Source organism: Streptomyces sp. NPDC033136 (assembly GCF_055578235.1).
Genome location: NZ_JBVIPD010000032.1, coordinates 52458 through 75662, shown reverse-complemented (window position 1 = coordinate 75662; position 23205 = coordinate 52458). Strand labels below are relative to the sequence as shown.

The 23205-nt window shown below is 69.3% G+C and carries 25 protein-coding genes and 4 pseudogenes; 11 read left to right on the top strand and 18 right to left on the bottom strand.

Annotated elements, in window-relative coordinates; translation table 11 throughout:
• Positions 1-176: 176 nt before the first annotated feature.
• On the bottom strand, positions 177-557 hold the full coding sequence (locus ACZ5TL_RS36570) for a hypothetical protein (RefSeq protein ID WP_468595096.1): 381 nt from the start codon (positions 555-557) through the stop codon (positions 177-179).
• A 269-nt stretch (positions 558-826) separates the two neighbouring features.
• Here ACZ5TL_RS36570 and ACZ5TL_RS36565 point away from each other — a divergent pair, with 269 nt between their 5' ends.
• A complete protein-coding gene (locus ACZ5TL_RS36565) occupies positions 827-2062 on the top strand; it encodes an acyltransferase family protein (protein WP_468595095.1) in 1236 nt (411 codons plus the stop codon).
• 26 nt (positions 2063-2088) lie between these two features.
• Here ACZ5TL_RS36565 and ACZ5TL_RS36560 read toward each other — a convergent pair.
• From ACZ5TL_RS36560 to ACZ5TL_RS36530, 7 genes and pseudogenes are all read right to left on the bottom strand, one after another.
• Positions 2089-2205: pseudogene (locus tag ACZ5TL_RS36560) on the bottom strand (phosphorothioated DNA-binding restriction endonuclease); the annotation flags it as partial.
• 56 nt (positions 2206-2261) lie between these two features.
• On the bottom strand, positions 2262-2528 hold the full coding sequence (locus tag ACZ5TL_RS36555) for a GlsB/YeaQ/YmgE family stress response membrane protein (protein ID WP_468595094.1): 267 nt from the start codon (positions 2526-2528) through the stop codon (positions 2262-2264).
• Between the two features lie 99 nt (positions 2529-2627).
• The gene (gene tatA, locus ACZ5TL_RS36550) at positions 2628-2894 is read right to left on the bottom strand and encodes a Sec-independent protein translocase subunit TatA (protein WP_468595093.1); all 267 of its coding nucleotides are present in this window, start codon (positions 2892-2894) and stop codon (positions 2628-2630) included.
• Between the two features lie 39 nt (positions 2895-2933).
• On the bottom strand, positions 2934-3515 hold the full coding sequence (locus tag ACZ5TL_RS36545; RefSeq protein ID WP_468595092.1) for a TerD family protein: 582 nt from the start codon (positions 3513-3515) through the stop codon (positions 2934-2936).
• A gap of 173 nt (positions 3516-3688) precedes the next feature.
• Positions 3689-4399, bottom strand: coding sequence for a hypothetical protein (locus ACZ5TL_RS36540; protein WP_468595091.1), 711 nt, complete (start codon positions 4397-4399; stop codon positions 3689-3691).
• A gap of 140 nt (positions 4400-4539) precedes the next feature.
• Complete coding sequence (locus ACZ5TL_RS36535) at positions 4540-5115, bottom strand: TerD family protein (protein ID WP_468595090.1); 576 nt, start codon at positions 5113-5115, stop codon at positions 4540-4542.
• Between the two features lie 152 nt (positions 5116-5267).
• Positions 5268-6671 carry an LCP family protein gene (locus ACZ5TL_RS36530; RefSeq protein WP_468595089.1) on the bottom strand — a complete coding sequence of 468 codons (1404 nt, stop codon included), beginning with the start codon at positions 6669-6671 and terminating at the stop codon, positions 5268-5270.
• Between the two features lie 200 nt (positions 6672-6871).
• Here ACZ5TL_RS36530 and ACZ5TL_RS36525 point away from each other — a divergent pair, with 200 nt between their 5' ends.
• From ACZ5TL_RS36525 to ACZ5TL_RS36515, 3 genes are all read left to right on the top strand, one after another.
• The gene (locus tag ACZ5TL_RS36525) at positions 6872-7279 is read left to right on the top strand and encodes a BlaI/MecI/CopY family transcriptional regulator (protein ID WP_468595088.1); all 408 of its coding nucleotides are present in this window, start codon (positions 6872-6874) and stop codon (positions 7277-7279) included.
• 139 nt (positions 7280-7418) lie between these two features.
• Complete coding sequence (locus ACZ5TL_RS36520) at positions 7419-7823, top strand: BlaI/MecI/CopY family transcriptional regulator (RefSeq protein ID WP_468595087.1); 405 nt, start codon at positions 7419-7421, stop codon at positions 7821-7823.
• 5 nt (positions 7824-7828) lie between these two features.
• The gene (locus ACZ5TL_RS36515; protein WP_468595086.1) at positions 7829-8758 is read left to right on the top strand and encodes a M56 family metallopeptidase; all 930 of its coding nucleotides are present in this window, start codon (positions 7829-7831) and stop codon (positions 8756-8758) included.
• A 77-nt stretch (positions 8759-8835) separates the two neighbouring features.
• Here ACZ5TL_RS36515 and ACZ5TL_RS36510 read toward each other — a convergent pair whose 3' ends face one another.
• The 4 genes from ACZ5TL_RS36510 to ACZ5TL_RS36495 all read right to left on the bottom strand — a co-directional run bounded on the left by ACZ5TL_RS36510 (position 8836) and on the right by ACZ5TL_RS36495 (position 11081).
• Positions 8836-9099 carry a GlsB/YeaQ/YmgE family stress response membrane protein gene (locus ACZ5TL_RS36510; RefSeq protein WP_283971184.1) on the bottom strand — a complete coding sequence of 88 codons (264 nt, stop codon included), beginning with the start codon at positions 9097-9099 and terminating at the stop codon, positions 8836-8838.
• A 30-nt stretch (positions 9100-9129) separates the two neighbouring features.
• Positions 9130-9585 carry a tellurite resistance TerB family protein gene (locus ACZ5TL_RS36505; RefSeq protein WP_468595085.1) on the bottom strand — a complete coding sequence of 152 codons (456 nt, stop codon included), beginning with the start codon at positions 9583-9585 and terminating at the stop codon, positions 9130-9132.
• Between the two features lie 112 nt (positions 9586-9697).
• Complete coding sequence (locus ACZ5TL_RS36500; RefSeq protein ID WP_468595101.1) at positions 9698-10762, bottom strand: sporulation protein; 1065 nt, start codon at positions 10760-10762, stop codon at positions 9698-9700.
• 97 nt (positions 10763-10859) lie between these two features.
• On the bottom strand, positions 10860-11081 hold the full coding sequence (locus ACZ5TL_RS36495) for a hypothetical protein (RefSeq protein WP_283971186.1): 222 nt from the start codon (positions 11079-11081) through the stop codon (positions 10860-10862).
• A gap of 453 nt (positions 11082-11534) precedes the next feature.
• On the opposite strand from ACZ5TL_RS36495, the gene ACZ5TL_RS36490 reads away from it, so the two are divergent.
• The gene (locus ACZ5TL_RS36490) at positions 11535-12869 is read left to right on the top strand and encodes a hemolysin family protein (protein WP_468595084.1); all 1335 of its coding nucleotides are present in this window, start codon (positions 11535-11537) and stop codon (positions 12867-12869) included.
• Positions 12866-13906: a hemolysin family protein gene (locus ACZ5TL_RS36485; RefSeq protein WP_468595083.1), complete on the top strand. Its 1041-nt coding sequence runs from the start codon at positions 12866-12868 to the stop codon at positions 13904-13906. The genes ACZ5TL_RS36490 and ACZ5TL_RS36485 overlap by 4 nt, the downstream gene beginning before the upstream one ends.
• Positions 13907-14228: 322 nt before the next feature.
• On the opposite strand, the gene ACZ5TL_RS36480 is transcribed toward ACZ5TL_RS36485, so the two are convergent.
• Positions 14229-14981, bottom strand: coding sequence for a cation-transporting P-type ATPase (locus ACZ5TL_RS36480; protein ID WP_468595100.1), 753 nt, complete (start codon positions 14979-14981; stop codon positions 14229-14231).
• A gap of 99 nt (positions 14982-15080) precedes the next feature.
• On the bottom strand, positions 15081-15968 hold the full coding sequence (locus ACZ5TL_RS36475) for a universal stress protein (RefSeq protein WP_468595082.1): 888 nt from the start codon (positions 15966-15968) through the stop codon (positions 15081-15083).
• A gap of 426 nt (positions 15969-16394) precedes the next feature.
• Here ACZ5TL_RS36475 and ACZ5TL_RS36470 point away from each other — a divergent pair, with 426 nt between their 5' ends.
• On the top strand, positions 16395-17306 hold the full coding sequence (locus tag ACZ5TL_RS36470) for an ion transporter (protein ID WP_468595081.1): 912 nt from the start codon (positions 16395-16397) through the stop codon (positions 17304-17306).
• 417 nt (positions 17307-17723) lie between these two features.
• Here the strand turns inward: ACZ5TL_RS36470 and ACZ5TL_RS36465 are convergent, their stop codons facing one another.
• Positions 17724-17927 (bottom strand): hypothetical protein, encoded by a 204-nt coding sequence (locus tag ACZ5TL_RS36465; RefSeq protein WP_468595080.1) that lies wholly within the window; start codon positions 17925-17927, stop codon positions 17724-17726.
• Between ACZ5TL_RS36465 and ACZ5TL_RS36460 the strand changes: the two genes are divergently transcribed.
• Positions 17900-18340 (top strand): NUDIX domain-containing protein, encoded by a 441-nt coding sequence (locus ACZ5TL_RS36460; RefSeq protein WP_468595079.1) that lies wholly within the window; start codon positions 17900-17902, stop codon positions 18338-18340. The genes ACZ5TL_RS36465 and ACZ5TL_RS36460 overlap by 28 nt on opposite strands.
• Positions 18341-18362: 22 nt before the next feature.
• Positions 18363-19013: pseudogene (locus ACZ5TL_RS36455) on the top strand (3-deoxy-manno-octulosonate cytidylyltransferase); the annotation flags it as partial.
• Here the strand turns inward: ACZ5TL_RS36455 and ACZ5TL_RS36450 are convergent.
• The 3 genes and pseudogenes from ACZ5TL_RS36450 to ACZ5TL_RS36440 all read right to left on the bottom strand — a co-directional run bounded on the left by ACZ5TL_RS36450 (position 18909) and on the right by ACZ5TL_RS36440 (position 21052).
• Positions 18909-19846, bottom strand: a pseudogene (locus ACZ5TL_RS36450) (alpha/beta hydrolase). The pseudogenes ACZ5TL_RS36455 and ACZ5TL_RS36450 sit on opposite strands and share 105 nt — an antisense overlap.
• Positions 19847-19854: 8 nt before the next feature.
• Positions 19855-20217 (bottom strand): annotated as a pseudogene (locus ACZ5TL_RS36445) (nitronate monooxygenase); the annotation flags it as partial.
• A gap of 85 nt (positions 20218-20302) precedes the next feature.
• A complete protein-coding gene (locus ACZ5TL_RS36440) occupies positions 20303-21052 on the bottom strand; it encodes a transposase (RefSeq protein ID WP_468595078.1) in 750 nt (249 codons plus the stop codon).
• Between the two features lie 197 nt (positions 21053-21249).
• On the opposite strand from ACZ5TL_RS36440, the gene ACZ5TL_RS36435 reads away from it, so the two are divergent.
• Together ACZ5TL_RS36435 and ACZ5TL_RS36430 are read left to right on the top strand one after the other, a co-directional pair.
• Positions 21250-21603, top strand: coding sequence for a hypothetical protein (locus ACZ5TL_RS36435; RefSeq protein ID WP_468595077.1), 354 nt, complete (start codon positions 21250-21252; stop codon positions 21601-21603).
• 507 nt (positions 21604-22110) lie between these two features.
• Positions 22111-22674, top strand: a complete 564-nt coding sequence (locus ACZ5TL_RS36430) for a DinB family protein (RefSeq protein ID WP_468595076.1) — start codon at positions 22111-22113, stop codon at positions 22672-22674.
• Positions 22675-23205 lie beyond the last annotated feature (531 nt).

Below are 23205 nucleotides of genomic sequence, written 5' to 3'. Positions count from 1 at the left end.
CTACACCATGGCCATCGGCCCGCGACCAGCCCGAGCATCGCGAACCCCGCGCATACCAGACCCGTGACCTGCAACGTCACGATGCACACTGCTCATTGCTCTGCGTACATTGCGTCGGGGCATCTCACGAGGCGCCCCGTCCTTGGTCCGGGGCGCCGCTGCTGGTGCTGAACGGATCAGCCGGCACCTCCCGGGGCCACCGCAACGTGCGCTTCGGCGGCGCGGATGCGGGCGGCGGCATCCGGCTGGAGCAGAGCGTGGGCGTAGAGCATGGCGGCGTCGAACCGGCTGGGGCGCGGTCCCATTCTTCCCAGTTCAGGGTCTGCAAGGGTGCGGTGAGGTTCGCCCAGTGCAGGGGTCCACCAGGCGTCCGGCAGCCGGAGGTCGTGCTGGGAGATCGCGTCGTCGGACAGGACAGGCTCGTCGACGCGCACCGACAGTCCGGCGCGGTAGGCGACGGCGTCGACGACGTCGTGCACGCCCAGGAGCGGAGGCCGGTGTCCGTCGAGGCCGCCGAAGGCGTGCTGGGCATCCAGGAAGCCTTCCCCAGCTTCCACGATGCGTTGGCCACCACGGCGGACATCAACCGCAGCCACGTCGGGGCGCCGGCGGAGGTGCGGACCGGGGCACCCGGGGTGCGCCCGGCCCATCCCCGAGCTCCACGCCCGGCTCAGATCTGCACGCCCAGGGCCTGGGCAGTGCAGGCGTGTGAGTCCACATGCGCTGTTCGGTGTTCGAGTCAGGGGCAGCCGAAAAGCTGCCCTGATCAGGTGGTGAACATGAGAATTTGTGTGATCTCTGAGCGGGCTGGGCAGACGCCGCTGTTATGAGCATCCCCCATCCGGGCACGGCAGACGAGGACACGGAGCGGAGTCTGGGCGTGCAGGCGGCGCCGGAGCTCGTCCCGTTGTCGGCGGAACGGCGAAGAGGTGGGGGGCGGGGCTTTTCGTCGGCGCTGCGTGGTGGGCGGGTGGCAGGGCTGGACGGATTGCGGACGGTCGCTGTGATGTTGGTGATCGTGTATCACCTGGAGCCGGAGGCCGTGCCCGGAGGCTCAGTGGCGGTGGATGTCTTTTTCACACTCAGCGGCTTCGTCATCACCAGGCTGCTCGTTGCCGAGTACGCCCGTTCCGGGCGCATTGTCCTGAGGTCGTTCTACTGGCGGCGGTGGCTGCGGCTGGGGCCGGCCATGCTGGTCATGTGCGCAGTCACCGCCGTGCTGTCCGTGGCGCTCCCGCTGCCGCTGCTCGACGGCGCTTGGAAGGCCGCCGCGCTGGCCGCGGTGTCGGTGGTCAATCTCGTACGGGCCGGGGAGCCCGGGCCATACTCCGACCTCACCGCACCGCTCAGCCACACCTGGTCCCTGGGGGTGGAGGAGCAGTTCTATCTGGCGTGGCCGCTCCTGCTGCTGATGCTGCTGCGGCGGATGACGGCGCGGAGGGTACTGGGCTGGGTCGCGGCGCTGTGTGTTCTGCCGCTGCTGTGGCGGATGGTGCTCTGGGATCCCACGGCGGCGCACCGCATCTACAACGGCCCCGATACCCGCGCCGACCAGCTGCTCGTCGGGGCTCTGCTGGCCCTCGTCCTGGCCCGACTGCGCGCCGACGACCCGCGGCTGGCGCTGCTGCACCGATGGGCGGGACGGCTGTGCTGGCCCGCGCTCGCGCTGCTGGGGCTGATCGCCTGGCAGGTCCCAATCACCGAACCCAGCGGGTGGAACCCCGTGTGGTACACGGTCGGGTTCCTCGCTGCCGCCGTCCTGTCGACCGTGGTGGTGGCCGCGATGGACCTGTGCCCGCAGGCGTTGCCCTCCCGTCTGCTGTCGGTGCCGGCGCTGGCGTGGGCCGGACGCAACCTCAGCTACGGGATGTACCTGTGGCACTACCCCGTCCTCAGGCTGCTCTCCGACCTTGGTATGGAGGGCGACTGGCTGCTCCCGGCCGGCGTCGCGGCGACGGTCGTGGCCGCTCTCGCTTCGTACGTCCTCATCGAAGGGCCCTTGCTGCGACGTGAGCGGTTCCGCCTACGCCGGTTGGATCCGGTTGCAGCTGTGGCGCGTTGACCGCCCTGTGACCAGGGCCTTCATGTGGAAGCGGGGCTGTGGCCGACGAAGCGCTGCGAGCCCAGGATGCGATGGCCGTCGTCTACCCCGAGGATCCCCTTGTCGAAGAGTTTGTAGTGCTGTGCGCACAGGCACAGTCCGTTGGGATATGCAACGGAGCCGGACCGCTTCGCCGGGCACTACGGTCCCCGGCTGGGCGTCAGTCGCGGGAATTGCCGAAGAGGAGACGGTAGGCGATCAGCAGGACCAGGGAGCCGCCGATGGCCGCGCCCCAGGTGGCGAGGTCGAAGAACTGGTTCTGTATGGGCCGGTCGAGGAACTTGGCGGAGAGCCAGCCGCCGGTGAAGGCGCCGGCGATACCGATGAGGGCGGTACCGATGAGGCCGCCCGGATCACGTCCGGGCAGAAGGGCTTTAGCGATGGCCCCGGCCAGGAGGCCGAGGATGATCCAGCTGATGATGCCCATGACGTGACGCTGCTTTCCGATTCGGCGGGGCGGACGATGGCGGTCCGGCGGGTCTGTACGGGGTGGGACTTGCCCCGGGCGGGTGCGGTTGCGGGCTGGTCAGGTCCGCGGTGTGTCGCCGCCCCTCTGATCTGCGAGACGAGCGGCGGTGTCGCCGGGGGCGGCCTGGATGGTGCGCGGCGCTGTGGCCTCGTTCGGGGCCGCCTCCGATGTGTTCGGCGTCTGGTCGGACTTCATCGCTTTGGCCTCGCTCTTGAGGATGCGGGCCGACTTGCCCATGGAGCGGGCTAGTTCGGGGAGCTTCTTGGCGCCGAAAATCAATATGACGACGATGAGGATGATGGCGAGTTCGCTGATGCCGAACATGGGTGTCCGTGTTCTCCCCGGTGGCGGGCGGCAGGGTGGCTAGAGGTGGCTGGCGATGGCGGGCATCAGGTCCTGGAAGGTGCGGCCGTTGGCCGGTTCCCCGATGGCGGACATGTGCCATCCACCGCTGGAGCGGTGGACCTTGGCCATGATCTGGGCGGTGTAGGAACCGCCGCCGGAAAGGGTGTAGCGGGCCAGTTCCTGGCCGGTGTTCTCGTCGATGAGGCGGCAGAAGGCGTTGTGCACCTCGGCGAAGGTCTGCCCGGTGAAGGAATTGACCGTGAAGACGATCTGGTCGACGTGCACGGGCAGGCGCTGCAGGTCGACGAGGATCGCTTCGTCGTCGCCGCCTTGGCCGGCGCCGCCGACGAGGTTGTCGCCGGTGTGGCGAACCGAGCCCTCGTCGCTGACCAGGTGCTGGAAGAAGACGACGTCGACCGGCTCTTTGCCGGCGAAGAGCACCGCCGAGGCGTCGAGGTCGATCTCGCGGGCGGTCAGCCTGGCGAGGAAGCCCTTACGGGGCGCCGCCTGCCAGCCCAGTCCCATCCGTACGACGTTGAGCGGTTGCCCGCCAGTCTTCTCCAGGCTGATCTGCTGGCCCTTGGTCAGCGTGATTCCCACCGGTTTCCTCCTGGTGCTCGGGCGCCGAAGTGAGGTGCTCCATCGGCGTATTGGCGTAGCCCTGTAAATCTACATCACTGTAGAAGTGGCGGACAGAGGTGTCAGTTGACCCCGGCGGGCGTGGCGCGGGGAGGCGGCGCCCGTTCGGCCTGCATCCCGCCTGTGGGGCGATGTCAGTCCTGGGACGGGAGAGCGGGGCCGGTGAAGTCCGGGCTGCTGTAGCCGGGGCTGGGGCTCCGCTGCGCGGGAGGTGAGGCGGGGCGGAGCTGTGACGCGGGGGCGGGGGGCTGGCGCAGTTGGCGGCGCAGGAAGGGGAGCAGTCCGCGCTCGAGCAGGGCCTGGCACCACGCCGCGTGTGCCTGGGCGAGGGAGCCGGTATCGGGCTGCGGGTGGCGGGAGGTGGCGCGGTGCCGGGCCGCGGTGATCACGAGTCCGGTGCCTGCGGCCGCGGCAGCGAGCACTGCCACGGCTCCGGCGATCCAGCCTGCCTGGATCAGTGCGATGACGAGAGGCTGCTGGGCGCCGGCCAGCTGGAGCCCGTAGCCGAGCAGTAGGAATATGGTCGCTGCCGCGGCGGACACGACGGGCGTCAGTACGGCCAGGGCCGCCAGCAGCCCGTTCCCGGTGGTCGCGGGCTGGCGGGGCCGGCCGGTGGGGGCCGGATCGGCCACGGTCCGCAGCCGCAGCACGGCGGTGTACTCGGTAGCGGCTTCGGCGGCGATGGTGTCGGCCGCGGTCAGCGCCTGGGCGCGCAGCTGCTCGGTGGTGACCTGCGCGGTCGACCGCTGTAAGGCCTCGCGGATGTCAGGGTTGTTGAGCGCGACGTGCAGCGTGTGTTCGAAGTCGGTTCTATCGACGGCTTCGAGGCGGCCGGGCTCGTTCATGTAGGTCCCCCCCGATGGTGTAGTGCGGGCTGGTGTGGGTGTTGTGGCGGCGCGGCCCGCTGGCGGGCATGTGTCCGAGGATGTGCTCGTCGCGGGCGGGGCGGACGTACGGTCCGGCCCGCCCGCAGACGTGTGGTGGGTCAGACGTTGACGCCGAAGTCGGCGGCGATGCCCGCCAGGCCGGAGGCATAGCCCTGTCCGACCGCGCGGAACTTCCACTCCGCGCCGCTGCGGTACAGCTCGCCGAAGACCATCGCGGTCTCGGTGGCGGCGTCCTCTGACAGGTCGTAGCGGGCGATCTCGGCGCCGCCCGCCTGGTTGACGACGCGGATGAAGGCGCCTCGGACCTGGCCGAAGCTGTGGCCGCGGTTTTCGGCGTCGTGGATGGAGACGGGGAAGACGATCCGTGCGACGTCGGCGGGGACGGTGGTCAGGTTGACCTTGATGACCTCGTCGTCCCCCTCTCCTTCGCCGGTGAGGTTGTCGCCGGTGTGCTCCACCGAGCCGTCCGGGCTCTTCAGGTTGTTGAAGAAGACGAAGTGCTGGTCGGAAAGCACCTTGCCGGACTCGTTGACCAGCAGGGCGCTGGCGTCGAGGTCGTAGTCGGTGCCGGTGGTCGTGCGGACGTCCCACCCGAGGCCGACCAGGACGGCGGTCAGGCCCGGCGCCTCCTTGCTCAGCGAGACATTGCCGCCCTTGGAGAGACTCACACCCATGTCGCATCCCTTTCCGCGTCCGAGGGCCGGGCGTAGGGGCCCGGCCGCTGAATGACTCAACTCGAAATCTACAACACTGTAGAAGTCGTTGAGTGTTGTCAGGGCCGCCCATGCCGCAACCGGACTATGGGCGCGGTGATGCAGGCCCCCGGTCAGCCGCGCAGTCCGGGGTAGCTGGGGCCGACGGTGAGGGTCACCGCCCCCGGTGCGGCCTGCGGGTCCTGCCTGGGGGCGGCGGGGGTCCGCAGGCGGGCGGCCAGGGCCTTCGCCTGCTCTTCGAGGCCGGACGGATAGGTCACGGTGGTTTCCTTCGCCGGCACGGGGGCGTTGCCGGTGCCGGTGACGGTGTAGCCGGCCGTGCGCAGTTCCTTGGCGGCGGTGGCGGCCTGGCCGGGCGTGCCGGTGCCGTTGAGGACCTGGACGGTGATCGTGCGGGCCGGGACCGGCTCGGCGGCGGTCAGCTCTTCCTTGTCGACTTCCCTGTCCTTGGCGAGGGAGGTGAAGAGGGTGTGTGCCTGGGGGTACTGCCAGGAGATGTTGGCCTTGTCGGTGGGGACATCCAGTTCGCGCGGGTAGTTGGGGACGGTCAGGAAGATCAGCCGGTCTTCGGGTATGCCCTTGAGGCTGGAGGCGAGGCTGGTGAGGGATTTGATCCCGGCGAGGTCCTCGTCGGTGGTCAGCGACTTGGTCACCGAGTCCAGGAAGGAGTACAGGTCGCCGGGGCTGGTCAGTTTGTCCTGGGCTTTGGCGGCCAGGGCCTGCATGAATTCCTGCTGGCGTCCGATGCGTCCGATGTCGGAGCCGTCGCCGACGCTGTAGCGGGTGCGGACATAGCCGAGTGCCTGCTCACCCTTGACGGTCTGGCAGCCGGCCTCCAGGTCCAGGCGGGCCTTGGTGTCGTGGATCGCCTGCTTGGGGCAGACCTCTATGCCGTCCAGCGCGTCGACCATGCCCTTGAAGCCCTGGAAGTCGACCGAGAGGAAGTGGTCGATGCGCAGCCCGGTGTTCTGCTCGATGGCCTTGATGGTGCAGGCCGCTGCCGAGCCGATGTCGCCCGTGGTGCCCCCGATCGCGAACGCCTCATTGATCTTGAAGTGGTGCGGCGCGGAGGTGGTGCCGTTACCGCGGTCGCAGGCGGGTATCTGCAGCCAGGAGTCCCGGGGCAGAGAGACCACGGCGGCCCATTCCCGGTTCGCGGCGATGTGCAGCACCATCAGGGTGTCCGACTGCATAGTGGTCAGGCCCTTGCCGTACTTCGCGTTGTCCCCGTCGCGGCTGTCCGAGCCGACCACCAGAATGTTCTTCGCGCCCGGGCTGAGGTTGGCCGGACGATCTCCGCCGATCTTGCTGTCGATACCGGCGGCCTGGATGTTGCTGTCGAGGCGCTGGTACAGCCAGTAGCCCCCTGCGCCCGCGACGACGAGCAGTACGGCCAGGGCGGCACCGGTCAGGACCAGAACCCTCCCGCGCCGGGTCAGCCGGGTCTTGGTACGCCGATGCCCTCGTGACCGGACCGGCCCGCGGCCTTCGCGGTATGCGCCAAGCTGCCTGTCCACGTGTCCGCCTCCCTGTGCCGCCCGGTATGGCGGTTCGCTGTGCTGTGTCGTGATCCCGCCTGGCGGCCCCCTACTTCCGTGCCGACGGAGTCAAGAATCTACAACGGCGTAGAAGATAGTGGGGCGGAGGGCTTCGTGAACATGTGCGAGGGGCGTGCTTGTGCCCCTCGCGTCCGGCAGCGACGGAAAGGGAGTGGCAGGTGGATGACAAGCATGGTGGACCGCCTCTGCGTGGGCACCCCCGCAGAGGGCCGGGCGAACTGGAGGCTCGCGTGCTGGCCGCCCTCGGCAGCGCGCCGGGGCCGGTGACGGCCGGCTGGGTGCGCGAGCAGATCGACCCCTCTCTCGCCTATACCACCGTGGTGACCACGCTGACGCGGCTGCACGGCAAGCAGGCCGTGGTGCGCCGCCGCGACGGGCGCTGCTATGTCTGGAGGGCCGTTGCCGACGCAGCGGGGCTGGCCGCCCGGCGCATGCACCAGATCCTCGACCAGGAGAACGACCGGGGAGCCGTGCTCAGCCGGTTCATCGCTGAACTCCCCCCTGACGACGAACGGCTGCTGCAGCTGGGACTCGACACCACCACCAGCGCCGGATCGGACAGCTGATGAACGCCCGCTGGGCCAGGGGCCCCGGCTCGCGGAAGTGGACATCGTGGAAACAGCACCGGGCGGGCAGACGGCGACTCAGTACGATGAACCGCCCCCGCAGCGGCAGGCGGGGCGAGAAGGCGGGGAGGCTCACGGCATGACGGACCAGAACAGGGGCGGTACCGAACAGTCCCGGCGCCGGCGCGGCCAAGGGGAGCTGGAGACGCAGGTGCTCGCCGCGCTGCACCAGGCCCCCGGAGCGGTTCCTGCGGCCTGGGTCCAAGACCGCCTCGGTGGCAGCCTCGCCTACACCACGGTGATGACCATCCTGACCCGGCTGCACGCCAAGGGTGCGGTCGCCCGCCGGCGGGCGGGCCGCTCGTTCGAGTGGACGGCCATCGCCGACGCGGCCGGGCTGGCCGCCTTGCGGATGCGGAAGGTTTTGGACGCCGAGAGCGACCGGGAAGCGGTCCTGGCCCGCTTCCTGACCAGCCTGGCTCCGGGGGATGAACAGGTACTGCGCGATCTGCTGGCCCCGGGCCCCGGCGAGGAGGAAGACTAGCCGTCATGGGGGTCTTCGTCTTCCTGCCGCTGGTGCTGCCGTTAACGGCCTGGCCGATCGCCCGCCTCGCCGAACAGCATTTGCACCCCAGGGCGGCGACCTGGCTGCTGTCGGCCGTCGCCGGGGCACTCGCGGTGTGCAGCACCCTGTGCCTGGCCTTGTTGATGGTGGTCGGCACCGCGCAGCTGCCCGGCAACCCGCTGCCCGACGGCTGGTCGGACCCGGAGGTCCGCGAGGCCGTCCCCTACGACGAGGTCGCGGGCAAGGCCGCTATTCCCGCCCTGATCGCGGTGCTCGCCGCCTGCACTCGGACCGCGTGGCGCCACCACCGCGTACGCCGCCGGGCCGAGCGCGCCCTTGCCGGCCTGCCGGCCACGCCGGTGGCGGTATTGCCCGACGAACTGCCGTACGCCTACGCGCTGCCCGGCAGACAGAACCGGATCGTGGTCACCACCGGGATGCTCACCGGGCTCAGCTCGGCCGAGCGGCGGGCGCTGTTCGCCCACGAGCGCGTCCATCTGGCCCGCCGCCACCACCGGTTCCTGCTCACCGTGCAGCTCGCCGCACGGGCCAACCCGTTCCTGCGCCCGCTGCGGACCGCCGTCATGTACTGCGCCGAGCGGTGGGCGGACGAGGAGGCGGCCACCGCTGTGGGCAGCCGTCGCACCGTGGCCCTGGCGATCGGCAAGTCGGCGCTGATCTCCCAGGGCGCGCCTATCGCCACGCTCGCGCACTTCGCGGCCCCCTGTCCTGTGCCGCGCCGGGTGGCCGCCCTGCTTGGACCGGCCCCCGCCATCCGGATCTGGCCGCCGGTGTTCACCGCGGTGGGCCTGGCCGCCTGGACAGCCGCCGCTGGCACCACCGTCTCGGCACTGTCCTCGGCGAACTCGGCCGTCACGCTGTTCCTCATCCTGCATGCGGCCACCCCGATGTAGCCCGGCCCCCGCCGGGCACGCCGGATGGGGTGGTGCTGACGCCGGGGGGCGTCAGCACCACATTCGGATGGCACAGGTCAGGTGCGGGCCTTGAAGCGTTCGAGTGCGGCCACGCCCGCGGCGGCGAGTGCGATCTGGATGAGCCATTCGATCCAGTCGACGCCCTTGGTGTCCGCAACCCCCAGGCCCGCAGCGATACCGGTCCCGACGAAGGCCGCGGCGATACCGACGCCGATCGTCCACAGCACGCCGATGCGCTGACGGCCCGGCAGCACCAGCCGTCCCAGCGTGCCGATGAGGACGCCGATCACGATGGCACTGATGACCCCGGAGATCTCCATAGCCGTCCCTTCCCGTACGTCGTGTGGAACTCAGAGGTCGAACTCGTGGGGCGGCAGATCGAGGGCGTAGCAGGCTTCCCGCACGATCTGCTGCTCGTCCTTGTCGAAGTCGCCGTCGGCACCGCCGATGACGATGCCGATCTGGATCACGGCGCGCGCCTCGGCGGGCTTCTTCTTGGCCTTGGCGACCTCCTGCAGCACGCTGACCTTGCCGAAGTCGAAGTCGGCGGCCAGCTTGTTGCAGTTGTCGTCGAAGCGGCGCTGCAGGTCCTCGGCGGGAAAGTTCTGCAGCACCTCGTTGGTGGCGATGAGCTGGGCCACCTTGCGGCGCTCGGACGGATCGATGGTGCCGTCGGCCGCGGCGACCAGCGCGCACATCGCCATGCTGGCGTCGCGGAAGGCACCGGACTTGAGGTCGTTCTTCTTCGCCATGAGCTGGGTCTGCATCGTCGATGCGGACTCCTTGAGGCGGTCCCACAGGGCCATGCCAACTCCGTACGTCTCAGGGGCCATCCAGGCCGAAGGGGGACGGCCCGGACCACCACATCTTCTACATTAATGTAGAAGCTACCAGGGGCGGCAGGAGCGCGCTGGCTCCTCAGTCCTCGCCGCCCTCTTCTTCCTCGTCGCCTTCGAAGAAGTCGCCCACCTCGTCGACGACTTCGGCCGCGACCATGCCGCCGACCACACCGACGGCGAGCCCCGCCGCGCCGGCCGCGACCACGGTGCCCATGCCCGGCCCGGAGCGGTGACCGTGACCGTCGCCGTGATGGTGGCCGCCATGGCCGTGGTCGTCCTTGTGGGGGTGGCTGCCGTGCGCGGCGTGGGGGTCGCCGTGGCCGTAGTGGCCGCTGTGATGCGCAGCGCCGTGCCCGTACGAGCCGTGGGAGGCGCGGTGCTCGATCATCTGACGGATCCAGCCGTCGACTTCGGCGCTCCAGTTGATCTGCTCGACGCCGTGGTGGCTGACGGTGAAACGGGACACCGCGTCGTGGCCGGCGGAGAAGAGGCCGCCGCGCTTGTCGGCCTCCAGGACCACCTCCATGCCGCCCGGACCCGCCAGGAAGGTCACCTCGATCTCGTTGACCTGGTGCGCGTACTGCGGCGCCGGGGCGAGCTCGATCTCCTGGTAGAAGGGCAGCTGCTGGCCGGTGCCGCCGATGCGCCCCAGCTCCAGGTCCGCGGACTTGAAGCCGAAGCCCAGCTGGCCGAGTGCCTCCAGGATCGCTTCCTGGGCGGGCAGCGGGCGCACGGCGAGCTGGTCGAGGTCGCCCTTGTCTTTCGCTCCCGCCACCGCCAGCTCGGTGCGCACCCCGAGCACGATGCCCAGGCCCTGTCCGTACAGCTCGGTGATGGGGGTCTCCCACGGCAGCATCACGCTGAAGGGCACGCTGTGCAGTTCGCCGGCGGCGAGGCGGAAGTTGCCGCCGACGGTGAAACGCTCGAAGACGACCGCGCCCTCGGACTCGCTGCCGTCATGCTCGGCCTCGACGCGGGCCATCAGCTCCAGGGTGATGTGCTCGATCGTGAAGTCGGCATCGCCGCCCTTGAGGTGGACCTGCCCGCTCAAGGGCCCGCCGGGCAGTACCGCGCCCGGGTCCAGGACCGTGTCCACCGTGGGTCCGCCCACGCCGAGCGAGCCGAGCAGCCGTTTGAACACCATCGTGGCGTCCACTCCTTCATGTGTACGTACGGTTCGTGCTCCCGCCGGGCGGCGGCGCCCTGAAGGGGAGGGGGGCCGCCGCCCGGCAGAAGAGGATCTACTTGGCGGAGGTGTCGAGTGCGGCCAGGGCCTGCGCCCAGCGCGCGTACTTCAGCTCGGCCAGATCAGCGACCGTCTTGACGCCGAACGCCTCCTGAAGGAGCTCACCGTCTTTGTCCGAGACCCCCTTCAGCGCGGAGACCGGCGCGGCGAGGATCTCCGGCAGACTCTTGTCCGCCCACGCCTTGTCCAGCACCTTGTCCAGGTCGATCGAAGCCACGACAGCCCTCCCAGGGAAAACACCGATGGATAATCCGGACGACGCGCCGTCGGGGTGGCCGTGACCGGCGGATATTGTCCTGCTCAAACCGGTGCGCGTCCCTCCCGTCCCTGCCCGTCGCCCACAGGGCAGCCGGGAACATCCGGGCCGCCCCTCGCGTTATCTACACGCATGTAGAAGCATAAGGGGGAGGCGCCCCGCAGGGACGGCATCCCGGCACAACGTCTGAAAACCACCCGTGCGGGCGGTGGAAGCCACCCCCCGCAAGGCGACTTTGCCTCCCCTTTACCATGGGGTCTGGCCGTAGTCGCAGATGCCTTACCGAATCACGCCAGGATCCGCCCGATCCGATGAGCCAAGAAGGAGCAGCAGACCCGCCATGGGTGAACCTCCCAGTCCCCGCCGTGCCATTGCCCGCCCGTCGCGCATACGTGAGGGATCGGGGGTGGCACGGTGACCGAAGTCCTGCTGCTGCTCCTGGCCCTGGCTCTGACCTTGGCGTGTGCGGTGTTCGTCGCGGCCGAGTTCTCCCTGACCACCATCGAGCGCGGTGAGCTCGAGCGCGCCGCCACGGCCGGTGAGCGCGGCGCCGACGGCGCCCTGAAGGCCGTGCGCACCCTGACGTTCCAGCTCTCCGGCGCCCAGTTGGGCATCACGGTGACCTCGCTGGTGATCGGCATGCTCGCCGAGCCCTCGCTCGCCGTCCTGCTGCGTGGCCCGCTTCAAGCTGTCGGCCTGCCGGCCGGTGCGGTCTCCACCGTCTCGACCCTGCTGGGCGTCACGATCGCCACGGTCGTGCTGATGGTGATCGGTGAGCTGGTGCCGAAGAACTGGGCGATCTCCAGCCCGCTGGCCGTGGCCAAGGCGGTGGCCGGCCCGCAGCGCGGCTTCACCGCCGCGTTCGCCCCGCTGATCAGGCACCTCAACAACACCGCGAACCGCCTGGTGCGCCGCTTCGGCCTGGAACCGCAGGAAGAGCTCGCCTCCGCCCGTACCCCGGAGGAACTGGTCGCACTCGCCCAGCACTCCGCCCGCCAGGGGGCGATCGAGGCGGATGCGGCCGAGCTGTTCGTGAAGACCTTGCACCTGTCCGAGCTGACCGCCGAGAACGTCATGACCCCCCGCGTGGACGTGCAGGCCCTTCCAGCCCACGCCACCGCGACGGACGCGGCGAACCTCACGCTGGCCACCGGCCTGTCCCGCTTCCCCGTCTACCGCGACAGCCTGGACGAGGTCATCGGGACCGTCCACATCCGCGACGTCCTGGCCCTGGAGGAGGACAAGCGGGCCGTCACGGCGGTCACCGGCTTGGCCACCGAGCCGCTGCTGGTGCCCCACTCGCTGCCGGTCGACAAGCTGCTGGGCCGGCTGCGCGCATCCCGCACCATGGCCGTGATCATCGACGAGTACGGCGGCACCGCAGGCGTCGCCACGGTCGAGGACATCGTCGAGGAGGTCGTCGGCGAGGTCCGTGACGAGCATGACCCGCATGAGCAGCCCGACCTGATGGCTGTCGCCCCGTCCCCGGACGGCCGGCCGGTGTGGGAGGCCGACGGCAGCGTCCGCCTGGACGAGCTCAAGGAGATCGGCTTCGCGGCCCCGGAGGGTCCGTACGAGACCCTGGCCGGCCTGCTCGCGACCCGTCTGGAGCGCATTCCGGCCCTGACCGACCGCATCGACGTAGACGGCTGGCAGCTGGCTGTTCTGGACATAGAGCACCACCGGGCCGACCGGGTCCGCATCACCGCCCCGGCCGCCGCCCAGCACAGCACGGAGGATGCCCGATGACCACGATCCAGCTGCTGATCGGCGCGCTCACTCTGATCACCAACGCGTTCTTCGTCGGCGCCGAGTTCGCCCTGATCTCGGTACGGCGCAGCCAGATCGAACCGGCCGCGCTCAAGGGCAACCGGCGGGCGAAGAGCACCCTGTGGGGCATCGAGCACCTGTCCGCGCTGATGGCCACCGCGCAGCTCGGCATCACCGTCTCCTCTCTGGTGCTGGGCGCGGTCGCCGAACCCGCCATCGCACACCTGCTGGAACCGCCGTTCCACGCGATCGGTGTGCCCGAGGCACTGATCCACCCGATCGCCTTCGTCATCGCGCTCACCGCAGCGACGTACCTGCACATGCTCATCGGCGAGATGGTGCCGAAGAACATCGCCCTCGCCGCACCGGCGCCGACCGCGCTGCTGCTCGGCCCGCCGCTGGTGGCCCTCACCCGGGCGCTGAAGCCGGTCATCTTCGGCATCAACGCCTTCGCCAACACGCTGCTGCGGCTTTTGAAGGTCGAGCCGAAGGACGAGGTCGCCTCCGTCTTCACCGACGACGAACTCGCCCGTCTGGTCAAGGACTCCAGCGAGGCCGGACTGCTGGACCCCGCAGACGTCGAACGCCTCCAGGACGCACTCGAACTGGGCACCCGCCCGGTCGGAGAGGTGATGGTGCCGCTGAACAAGACGGTCACCGTGGGCCACGAGACCACCCCGCAGCAGCTGGAGCGCGCCGCCGCGGCTGCCGGCTTCTCCCGCCTGCCGGTCACCGGCCCAGCCGACGAGGTGCTGGGCTATCTCCACATCAAGGACGCCCTGGGCGCTGCCGAGCGCACCCGGCCCTTCCCGCGCAGCGCGCTGCACCCGGTCATTCAGGTCGAGATCGACACCCCGCTGGACGACACCATGACCGCCATGCGGGCCGCCGGCACGCACCTGGCGGCCGTCACCGGAAAGAAGGGCACCGTCATCGGCTTCGTCACCATGGAAGACGTCCTGGAGGAACTGGTCGGCCCTGGCCCCTCGGGGCCGTCTGAGCTGTCCGCCAGCTGAGGCGGACAGCCTGCCGGGGCTGGACGCTGTGGCATCGACGCCCCCGACCGGGCGGGCGCGGCTGCGCAGGGCCGCGCCCGAACTCTTCGCCGGGCAGCGCTGCGAAGCCATCTCGACCCGAGCCGTCGCGGGCTCTCGCCCGTCCTGGTGATCCGGCGCTTCGGCCCCAAGCGGGACCTGCGCGTCGGCGATCCCCGTCAGGCCGTACAGGAGTGCCTATCGCCGACACGCTGCATGGGACCAGCGAGGGCTCCTCGGACCTGATGGCCTCACTCGGCGAGATCTTGGCATGGCCTGTTCGGCCCGGCCCAGTGCCGCACGGCTACCTGCCGCACGTCTCGCTGCAGGACAGCGAGGTGAACGCCGCACTCTCCGGCCGGCCATTCAGGGACGCTCGCGTCGAACGGGACCGGCTCGCCCGCGAACACCGCGCAGGGGCAAGCGGCCCGGACGAGGAGTGGGCACCCTCCAGATGCTTTGCCGCATCCTGGGATCGCCGCTGCTGGGACAGGTGATGCACCCCGACCTGAAGCGGCCGATGCTCGCCTCGGACGGCCGGTCCCGGCAGCGCCGCCGCGTTCCGGCCGAGCACGTCGGCCTGAGCAACGCGATGCCGGGGTGATTGACGCCAGGACATGCCCCGCTGTGCACACTGTTGCGGCTGAGCGCGAGTGTGAGCGCGGTCGGCTCCTTGACGTATCGCGGGGTCCCGGCCGGTGGCGGCGAGCCGGCGCAGCGCTTCCATGGAACGCACCGCGCGCAGCTCGGTGGCGAACCCGACGATGGTGTTGATGACGAGCACCACGGCGACCGCCGCGGCCTCCACCACTTCACCGATGACCAGCGCGGCCACCGCCGCCAGCAGCACCACGACCGCGCTGCGGCGCTGGTCGACCAGGATGGCCCAGGCCGACAGTTTCCTGCGCCCCGCGAGCGCGTTGCGGCCCACGAGCGAGCAGCGCCGCGTGACCTCCACGGTGTCCAGCCCCAGCTCAGCGTCGACGTCCAGCTGCCTGAGCACTTCCGCTGCTGTAAGCGTGTAAGGATCATCGACCTGCCACCGGCTGCCTCGCACCCGGCGATGCCCGGGTGGGGAACCAGGCCGATGCGGGGACTCCTTCACCACGCCTACTCCTCGTCGTCCGCGTCTCGCTCGCCGCGTGCACGAGCGGCCTCACCGGTGCGCATCGGAGCCCCGGACGACCGCGACGGGGCAGTGTGCGTGTTGCAGGAGGGCCTGGCTGACCGAGCCCAGCATCAAGCCGGCGAATCCGCCCCGGCCCCGCGCGCCGACGACAACGAGCTGGGCGCTCTCGCTCGCCTCGATCAGCGCCGGACGGGCACGGTCCTGCACCAGACAGCGGCGGACCGTGACGTCGGGGTACCGCGTCAGGTGACCGGACAGCGCCTCGGCCAGCAGCCGCTCCTCCTCGTCACCGAGCCGGTCCACGTCGTACAACGCGGCGGGCGGATCCCCGGGGCCGTGGTACGCGCGCTCGGTCCAGGTGCTCCACGCGTGCAGAGCGAGCAGGTCCGCGCCCCGCAGCGAAGCCTCGGTGAACGCGAAGTCGACCGCCCCTTCGCCGGCCGGGGAGCCGTCGACGGCCAGCAGCACGGGGCCGGTGGGATCCGGCCGGCCCCGCACGACCATGACCGGACAGTGTCCATGGGCGGCCAGGTGCACGGCCACCGACCCCAGCAACAGACTATTGAACGTGCCCAGCCCTCGGCTGCCGACCACGACCAGCGCCGCCGCACGCGACTGCGCCGCCAGCACCCCCAGTGGTTCACCGCCGATCACGGCGTGGGAGAGGTCCACCTCCGGGGCTACAGCGCGCACCCGCGCAACCGCTTCCGCCATCGTGCGTTCGACGAGCCGGTGCATCTCACCCTCGACCGGACCCAGGGGCGACGACCCGAGTGGTGCATGCAGGCCGGGCCAGACGAACGCGTGTACCACCCGCAGCCCGATCCCGCGCATCGATGCCTCGCCCGTCGCGACCTCCACCGCAGCAAGACTCGACTCCGAGCCGTCCACTCCCACCACGACGGGTCCGCTCATCTTTCCTCTCCCATCCCTCACGGAGCACGGCACAGCATCTCCAGACTCGTGCAGGTTCCCGGCCATCGCCACGGGCCAGGCGACCCCCACTGGGGGCTACCCGGCCCCTGGTCCGCCAGTGACGATGCGGCGGCGACGCTCTCGCCGAGTTCGCGTCCGCACACTGTGCCCCCGTCTGTTGGGGTGTGGTGCGAACGGCAGATGGTGGGTCTTGTGACCCGCGACGCAGGTGATCGACGACCAGTGAGCTCTCGCACCCTGTCACCGCTGGCCCCGGCTGCCTGTCTTCCGGCCAGTTGGTCTTTGTCCTCCGGTCGGGGCGAGAGCACTCGGATCCCGGTCGGCGAACCCGGTCCGGGGCCGGCACCCTTTAAGATCCACACCTGTTGGAGCGCCAGAACAGGTCTGCGAGGAATCGAATCCCCCATGTCCGAACGGACCGCCGCGCAGTTACGGCACGCCCTGGCCGATCGCAGCCGCCGCATCACGGACTCGGCGGCGTTCACCGCCGCCGTCTTCTGTCTCATCGGGGGCAACGCCGCGCTGCTGGGCATCGAAACCTACGCCGGCATCGTGGATGAATGGCACAGCACCCTTCACGCCGCAGAGCTTGTCTTCCTCGCTGCCTTCACCGCCGAGATCCTGCTGCGGGCCGCCGCCCACGCCGACCGCCCGAAGGACTTCTTCCGCGATCCGTGGAATGTGTTCGACCTGCTCGTCGTCACCGTGGCCTTCCTGCCGTTCGCCCGCGAGAACGCCACCGTGCTGCGGCTGCTCCGGCTGGCCAGGGTGGCGCGCGCGGCGCGTTTCCTGCCGCAGCTGCGGATCGTGATCGTGGCCGTCGGCAAGAGCCTGCCCGGAACGTTGAGTTTCCTGCTGGTCGGGGCGCTGCTGCTGTATGTGTATGCGATGGTCGGCTGGGTGTTCTTCGCCGACGACGACCCCGAGCACTACGGCTCGCTCGGCCGCGCCGTTCTCACCCTCTTCCTCCTCATCACCCTCGACGGCCTCGGCGACGCCGTACGGGCGGGCCTGGAAATCTCCCGCTGGACCATCCTCTACTTCGCCTCCTACGTCCTGCTCGGATCCTTCGTCCTGGTCAACCTCCTCATCGGCGTCGTCATCAACTCCCTCGAAGAAGCCCGCGAACTCGAAGCACCAACCCACCCGCCACAGGAACTACCCGCCACGCCCGACGCCCGACGCCTGCACCAGCGCATCGCAACAGCCCGCCAGGCACTCGACGCCCTGGAAGCCGAACTGGCCGCCCTGCCCACACCCCGGCCCCGCGAAGAGGAAGCCCCCACCGCGCCCGCGTATCGGCTGGACACTCGCTGATCGTGCCATCGCAAGCAGCCCTTCACCGTGCACCACCACATCGACGGGGCCCGCACCGGAGCGAAACCTCACCGCCGTCCACCGACCACAACCTCGGCCTGGCCCACGGTGGAGGATCCGACGCTTTGCAGACGGATTCGGCCCTCCCGGCTCAATTGCCGACGAAGGTCCCTGGAGCCGGGAGATGCCCATCGTCCGCCTGTGAGGAGCCATCTGCCGACCCCCCGTCGCCCTCTCTGCGGACTTCCGCGCCCGCAACCTCCGCTTTCGCTCACCTTACGAACCGCCCACGACCTTGGTCGGAGCACATGATCAGGTAAAGGCCGCCTCGTCCGGAGAATACCCAGGTGAGCGACCAGTTCGAGATGCCGTTCGGCACCGGAGCTACAGATCAAGCTGAGCAGTCATGCAGAGTCCTCACGGGGACTGGCGCTGCGAGCGCCGCGACGCGCGGAGAGTGACACCAAGGACTCCGCCTGCACCACCGCCGAGCACCAGGCCCATCGCCATGTAGTCGAAAACAGCCAGTCCGATCACGAGCCCAACTGGAATGCCGATCAGCATGCCTACAACAAGCCCTGTGCTGATGGACGATGCGCCGGCTTCCGCGTTGTTCGTCACACGATCATGGTGCCGAACGAGCCCCCCGGAGACGAGCTTCAGTCCGGCCAACCTTCAAGGTCGGCCGGACCTTAAGGAACGGCGGCCATAACGAGCCGGACGATCAGAACCTTCTCCGTGCCGCCCTGCGCGAGCTGTTCGAGGAGACCGGCATCCCCCGCCGTCGTCGTCCCTCTCCCGGGGTTCGAGAACGTGCCGCTGGACATCGCCGTCCACGGGATCGCCGCCAACCCTGCGAAGGACGAACCAACCCACCAGCACGTGGACTTCCGCTGGGCCTCCTCCGGACACAACAGGCGGTGACTCTCCAGACCGAAGAGGTCAGCGGCTTCGAGTGGCGGTCATTCGAGGACTCCGCCTCACCCCCCGTCCGCGCCAAGCTGGCCCTCCTCCCCCGCCCCGTTCATTCCTGATACTCACCGACGGGAGTCCGCCGTGGCCGCCACCGCAGCCGCACCGCCGAACACCACGCCCCGCCGCCACATCGCCGTCGTCCCCTGCCGCTGGGGAGCCTCTCGGTTTCCGGGGAAGCCCCTGGCCCGGCTCGGGGGGAAGCCGCTGATGTGGCTCGTCCACCAGCGCTGTCTGGAGGCCAAGCGCCTCCACGGCGTGGTCGTCGCCACTGATGACGAGCGCATCGAGGATGCGTGCCACGAACTCGGCATTGAGTGCGTGCGCGCCGGAGAGCACCTCACCGGCACCGACCGGGTCGCGGAGTGCGCGGAGCGTCTGCCCGCCGACGCGTACATCAACGTCCCTGGCGACGAGCCGTTCATCTCGCCCGCCGCGATCGACGCCGTCTCGGAGTGCCTGGAGCACCTGACTCCCGGAACGCTCGCAGTGAACGCGTACACGGAGCTGAACGACGCCGGTGCCGTCTTGGACCACATGGTCGTCAAGGCCGTCATCGATGCCAAGCGCAACGCCCTGATGTTCTCCCGGCAGCCGATCCCCTACCCGCGCGGGGACCGGCCGAGGTACCTACGTCAACTTGGTCTCTACGGCTTCACCGGAACCGCTCTCCGGCTGTTCCAGCAGCTCCCCCAAGGGCCGCTGGAGCGAACCGAAGGCGCGGAGATGCTGCGCTTCGTCGAGCACGGCCACGGCGTACGGATGCTCGGCGCCGCGCACGACGGGATAGCCGTCGGGAACGCCGGCAGCTTCCAGGGCCTTGGCGTACGCATCGCCCTCGTCGCGCAGGCGATCGTTCTCCGCGGTGATGACCAGGGCGGGCGGCAGCCCGGTGAGGTCGTCGGCCTGTCCGGGCGACACCAGCGGATGGGCCAGGTCGGCGGGATCAGAGACGTAGGCGGCGGTGAAGACCCGCATGAGCTGAGGGGGAAGCAGGGGCTTGACGATGGGTGACTGCTTGGTGGCCGGGTCGGCGAGCTGGTCGAGCGGTGCCGAGTCGATGATCTGGAGGCGGGGCGTGAAGGTGCCGCGGTCCCGAGCGGTGCGGCAGACCGCGGCGGTCAGGTTGGCCCCGGCGCTGTGTCCGCCCACGGCGAGTCGCGAACCGTCCCAGTTGTTGGCGGTGCCGTTCTCGGCCACCCAGGCGGTGACGTCGTACGCCTGGGTGACGGGTACGGGGTACGGCCGCTGCGGGGCGACGGCGTAGTCCACGTTGATCACCACGCAGTCGGCCGTGGCGGCTATGTAGCGGCAGATGTGGTCGTCCTGCCGGGGGCGGGTGATCACGAACCCACCGCCGTGGAAGTTGACGTACACGGGGGCAGGGGCTGCGACGGCGGCCGACGGGCGGTAGACGGTGCACGTCACCAGTCCGGCGCGGGTCTCCACCCGGATGGATTCCGTGCGCTTCGGGATGTCGGTGAAGCGCAGATCCTTGTGCACGCGGCTCATCATTCGGCCGAGCAACAGCTGAACCCTCTGGCCTGGATTCTGGGCCTGAATGACATGACTGGACTCATCGATACAAACTTAAAGTATCAGGATTCCTGATAATGGAGGCTCGTCGCTGATCACGCAAGGGGCAACCGCGAGCCGACTGCCGAAGGGGGATGGACGTTCCAGCCGTAGCGCCCCGCCTGTTCGTCCAGGCCCCGTGTGGCTCCAAGCCCACCTGGCTGCGTCCGTCGGAGGCAGCCAAGGCCGCAGCAGCGGCCTGAGCCCTGGTCGGGTCCGCTCTCCTGGTGCGCAGCAGAACGGTGCCGACCATGGCGGCCACCGGGCCAGCGCGCAGCACGGCCGTCACGTCGGCGGCGGTGGCGATTCCGCCTGCGGCGATGACAGGCAGGGCGACGGCGTGGCGGACGGCGGCGACCAGGTCGGGAAGCTGGACGGACTCTCGATCGTCGGTACTGGTGACAGAAAGGCTGCCGAATGAGTATCTGTGACAAGCCGAATGAGCTCTTTCAGCGTTGCTGCTCCAGGGTGAGGATGGCGGCGGCGATTGACGTCATTCGATTCGGGCTGCATCGGGACCTGCGGAAGATCCGCCATGACTTCAGTCGTGCGATGCCGCGCTCGACGGGTGCCCGTGACGCGGACAACGCGCGGTTGACCGTTCGCTGGGTTGGTGTGAGGTCGCGGCCAGGTAGGCGTCTGAGGGGTGTCGTCACCCACGGTCCGGCTCCCATGTAGGCACGGTCGGCGAGGACCGGGACGCCCTGGCGTTCGCAGATCCGGATGATCCGGTGGGTGCGGGCCGCAGTCAGGTCGTGCGCTCGGCCGGGCAGTGTGGGCGAGATCCACAGCAGCCGGTCCTCCGGGTCGGTCACCACCTGCACGTTCACGCCGTGTCGGCGGTGCTTGGCGGAGTAGTCGGCCCGGCCGTCGCCCAGGCGGTCACACTCCGCGAGAGTGCCGTCGAGCAGGACATAGTCGGGATGGGTCTCGCGCAGCACCTTGAGCAGGCTCGGTGCACGGTCGGCGAGCAGGCTGATCACCGCGGTGGTGTAGGCGTGAGCGGTGCCCACCGAGATACCGAAGCCGACTGCGATCTGGGCGAGCGTGTCGTGCTTACGCAGGTACATCAGGCCGACGAGCGCATGTTGGTGCGGCGGGAGTTTGCAGCGGCGGTCACTCTCGCGGGTGACAACGAGCATGGTGACCCACTCGACCAGGGCGTGGGGCAGGTCGAGTAAGGCAGAGTAGGGAACCAACGCGGCTCCTGTGGCCGTGGGTTGAGACCCGAACACCTCCCCCAACGACGCAGGAGTCTCGTGCGTTGCGCGTCCCGGTGGCGTACCCGATCGGTCGCCTTCTGGAAGGCTCATTGACACCACGTCGCTCCGAAAGTCGGCAGCGTCACCTCGGCGCGGGCAGGACGGTCACCACGCGAGTGGTGAAGACTGGACAGATGCGTCACGATCCCGGCGGACTCCTGTTCATAGCGCTCGGTCTCGCACTTGTCGCCGCCGGCTTCGTCTGGCGGGGACGTGTCCTGCGCCCCCTCTCGGTCAAACGGGCCCGGGCAGCCGTGATCCGGGAGCGATCCAGAAACCTGCTGCGTTCTGCGGACATGGCGATCGCCGAAGCGCGCCGCCGGGCCGCACTCGGCGAACCTGCCATCGTCACGGTCAAGGACGTGACCAGGGTGGCGTGTCAGCACTACGGCCTCTTCGTGGAGCGCGAAGAGGCAGCTGCCGCCCTCCGCCAGCGCTACGAGGCTGCCGACTGCCGGGTGGACTGTATGACGGACGCTTTCAACTGACTGCCTTCTCGGCGAGTGCTTGATGCCAGGGGCACCAAAGCCGTCACCTGATCGGTGGTCACACTGAAAAGGCTCACTGACCCCAAGGGCACCCCCCAGCCTCTCACCGCACCCCTGGGAGGCGAGAGGCACCAGCCGCCTTCACGTTCACCGTGCGTCACATCAGGGGTGTCACGCGCTCTGTCACGCCGGCTGTCACGCCCGCCGGGCCACCACGCGACAGCACCCACCAAATGTCCGTATTGAACGCTTTTTGATGGCCGGGACGGCCCTGAACCCCCGATCCAGGCCCGATCCAGCGTGGCATCCTACCGGCGGCCGGACCGGATCCTCACGATCCGTGTCCTGTGACGTTGACCTGTGCCAGTGGGTGTTGATCGATTGCCAGCGAAGGCCGATCAATTGACTTCTGTCAGTCAGAGATGACTGTCTGCAGGGTTTGTGACAGTGGAGGATGACCAAGGACGGCGACGATCACTCTGCTCGACGGGTCTGTAGTGTGCGGCAATGACAAGAAGCGAGCGGCTCGCGGAGCAGTTGGACTGGTACTGGCGCAAGAACCTGCGGCCACGGCTGGACGGTCTTACTGACGAGGAGTACTTCTGGGAGCCGGTGCGCGGCTGCTGGAGCATCCGCCCACGTGGCACGTCGGCCGCACCAATGTCGGCAGGTTCGGGGAAGTGGACGATGGACTCCGCGTCCCCTGACCCGGTGCCGGCACCAGTGACCACGATTGCCTGGCGGTTGGCGCACATCATCGTCTCCTGCCTGGGCTATCGGGTCGGATGGCACTTCGGCGGCCAGGACGTCGACTCCCAGACATTCGCCTACGCGGGGACCGCTGACGAGTCGCTAAAACAGCTCGATGAGATGTATGGGAGATGGAACGCGGGGGTCCGCAAGCTCTCGGACGTTGACCTGGACAATCCGCCCACGGTGGGTCCCGAGCGGTTTCCCATGGAGAACAGGGTCCTGCACGTCAACAGGGAGCTGATCCACCACGGCGCCGAGATTTCTCTGCTGCGCGACCTCTACCGCTGGCAGGACGGAGCCGTACTGCACCGAATATGACTTCGGTAGCAGGCGATCGAGCTTCGGGAACTTACGTGGACTCCGTGGCGCTCCATGACTGCTGCCGCCGAGAGGCCTCACGATCTTTAACGCCGTTCTGCGCGGGTAGAAGGCCCTGGCATCCGGGCGAGCGCCACGCCAGGGCCTTCTAGCTGCATGTTCGAAGTTGGCGAAGCTTCCATGAACATCACCAAGGCCGCCTCCCACCGCGCTCAACCTTCGGTGAGACTACTCAACCTTCCCTTACGGTCTTCTTCGGGACAGGACAGCGTCATCTTCCGTCGCCGATATGCCTTCTGGCGGCAGCGCTGGGAGCATGTCCGGCGCTGTGACCTGCGGCTTCCTTCTGGCATAGGGCCTGAACAGACTGGGCAGCGCGGTGAATCAAGGGATTCGTTGCGGGTCGGGGGGGGGGGGGGGGGGACCCCCCCCCCCCCCCCCCCTTTGTGGCCACCCCGCCCCCCCCCCAGACCGGGCCCGGGGTTTTCTCCCCCCCCCTTTCTCCCCCTTCCCCCCCCCCCCCCCTCCCGC

Excerpts from the sequence above, each read along its gene's own strand:
- ACZ5TL_RS36515 (WP_468595086.1), top strand. The coding sequence starts at position 7,829 with ATGGGGGTCTTCGTCTTCCTGCCGCTGGTGCTGCCGTTAACGGCCTGG.
- ACZ5TL_RS36430 (WP_468595076.1), top strand. The coding sequence starts at position 22,111 with ATGACAAGAAGCGAGCGGCTCGCGGAGCAGTTGGACTGGTACTGGCGC.
- tatA (WP_468595093.1), bottom strand. The coding sequence starts at position 2,894 with ATGTTCGGCATCAGCGAACTCGCCATCATCCTCATCGTCGTCATATTG.
- ACZ5TL_RS36535 (WP_468595090.1), bottom strand. The coding sequence starts at position 5,115 with ATGGGTGTGAGTCTCTCCAAGGGCGGCAATGTCTCGCTGAGCAAGGAG.
- ACZ5TL_RS36540 (WP_468595091.1), bottom strand. The coding sequence starts at position 4,399 with ATGAACGAGCCCGGCCGCCTCGAAGCCGTCGATAGAACCGACTTCGAA.
- ACZ5TL_RS36500 (WP_468595101.1), bottom strand. The coding sequence starts at position 10,762 with ATGGTGTTCAAACGGCTGCTCGGCTCGCTCGGCGTGGGCGGACCCACG.
- ACZ5TL_RS36555 (WP_468595094.1), bottom strand. The coding sequence starts at position 2,528 with ATGGGCATCATCAGCTGGATCATCCTCGGCCTCCTGGCCGGGGCCATC.
- ACZ5TL_RS36475 (WP_468595082.1), bottom strand. The coding sequence starts at position 15,968 with ATGAGCGGACCCGTCGTGGTGGGAGTGGACGGCTCGGAGTCGAGTCTT.
- ACZ5TL_RS36510 (WP_283971184.1), bottom strand. The coding sequence starts at position 9,099 with ATGGAGATCTCCGGGGTCATCAGTGCCATCGTGATCGGCGTCCTCATC.
- ACZ5TL_RS36470 (WP_468595081.1), top strand. The coding sequence starts at position 16,395 with ATGTCCGAACGGACCGCCGCGCAGTTACGGCACGCCCTGGCCGATCGC.
- ACZ5TL_RS36565 (WP_468595095.1), top strand. The coding sequence starts at position 827 with ATGAGCATCCCCCATCCGGGCACGGCAGACGAGGACACGGAGCGGAGT.
- ACZ5TL_RS36485 (WP_468595083.1), top strand. The coding sequence starts at position 12,866 with ATGACCACGATCCAGCTGCTGATCGGCGCGCTCACTCTGATCACCAAC.
- ACZ5TL_RS36435 (WP_468595077.1), top strand. The coding sequence starts at position 21,250 with ATGCGTCACGATCCCGGCGGACTCCTGTTCATAGCGCTCGGTCTCGCA.
- ACZ5TL_RS36520 (WP_468595087.1), top strand. The coding sequence starts at position 7,419 with ATGACGGACCAGAACAGGGGCGGTACCGAACAGTCCCGGCGCCGGCGC.
- ACZ5TL_RS36505 (WP_468595085.1), bottom strand. The coding sequence starts at position 9,585 with ATGGCCCTGTGGGACCGCCTCAAGGAGTCCGCATCGACGATGCAGACC.
- ACZ5TL_RS36460 (WP_468595079.1), top strand. The coding sequence starts at position 17,900 with ATGCGCCGGCTTCCGCGTTGTTCGTCACACGATCATGGTGCCGAACGA.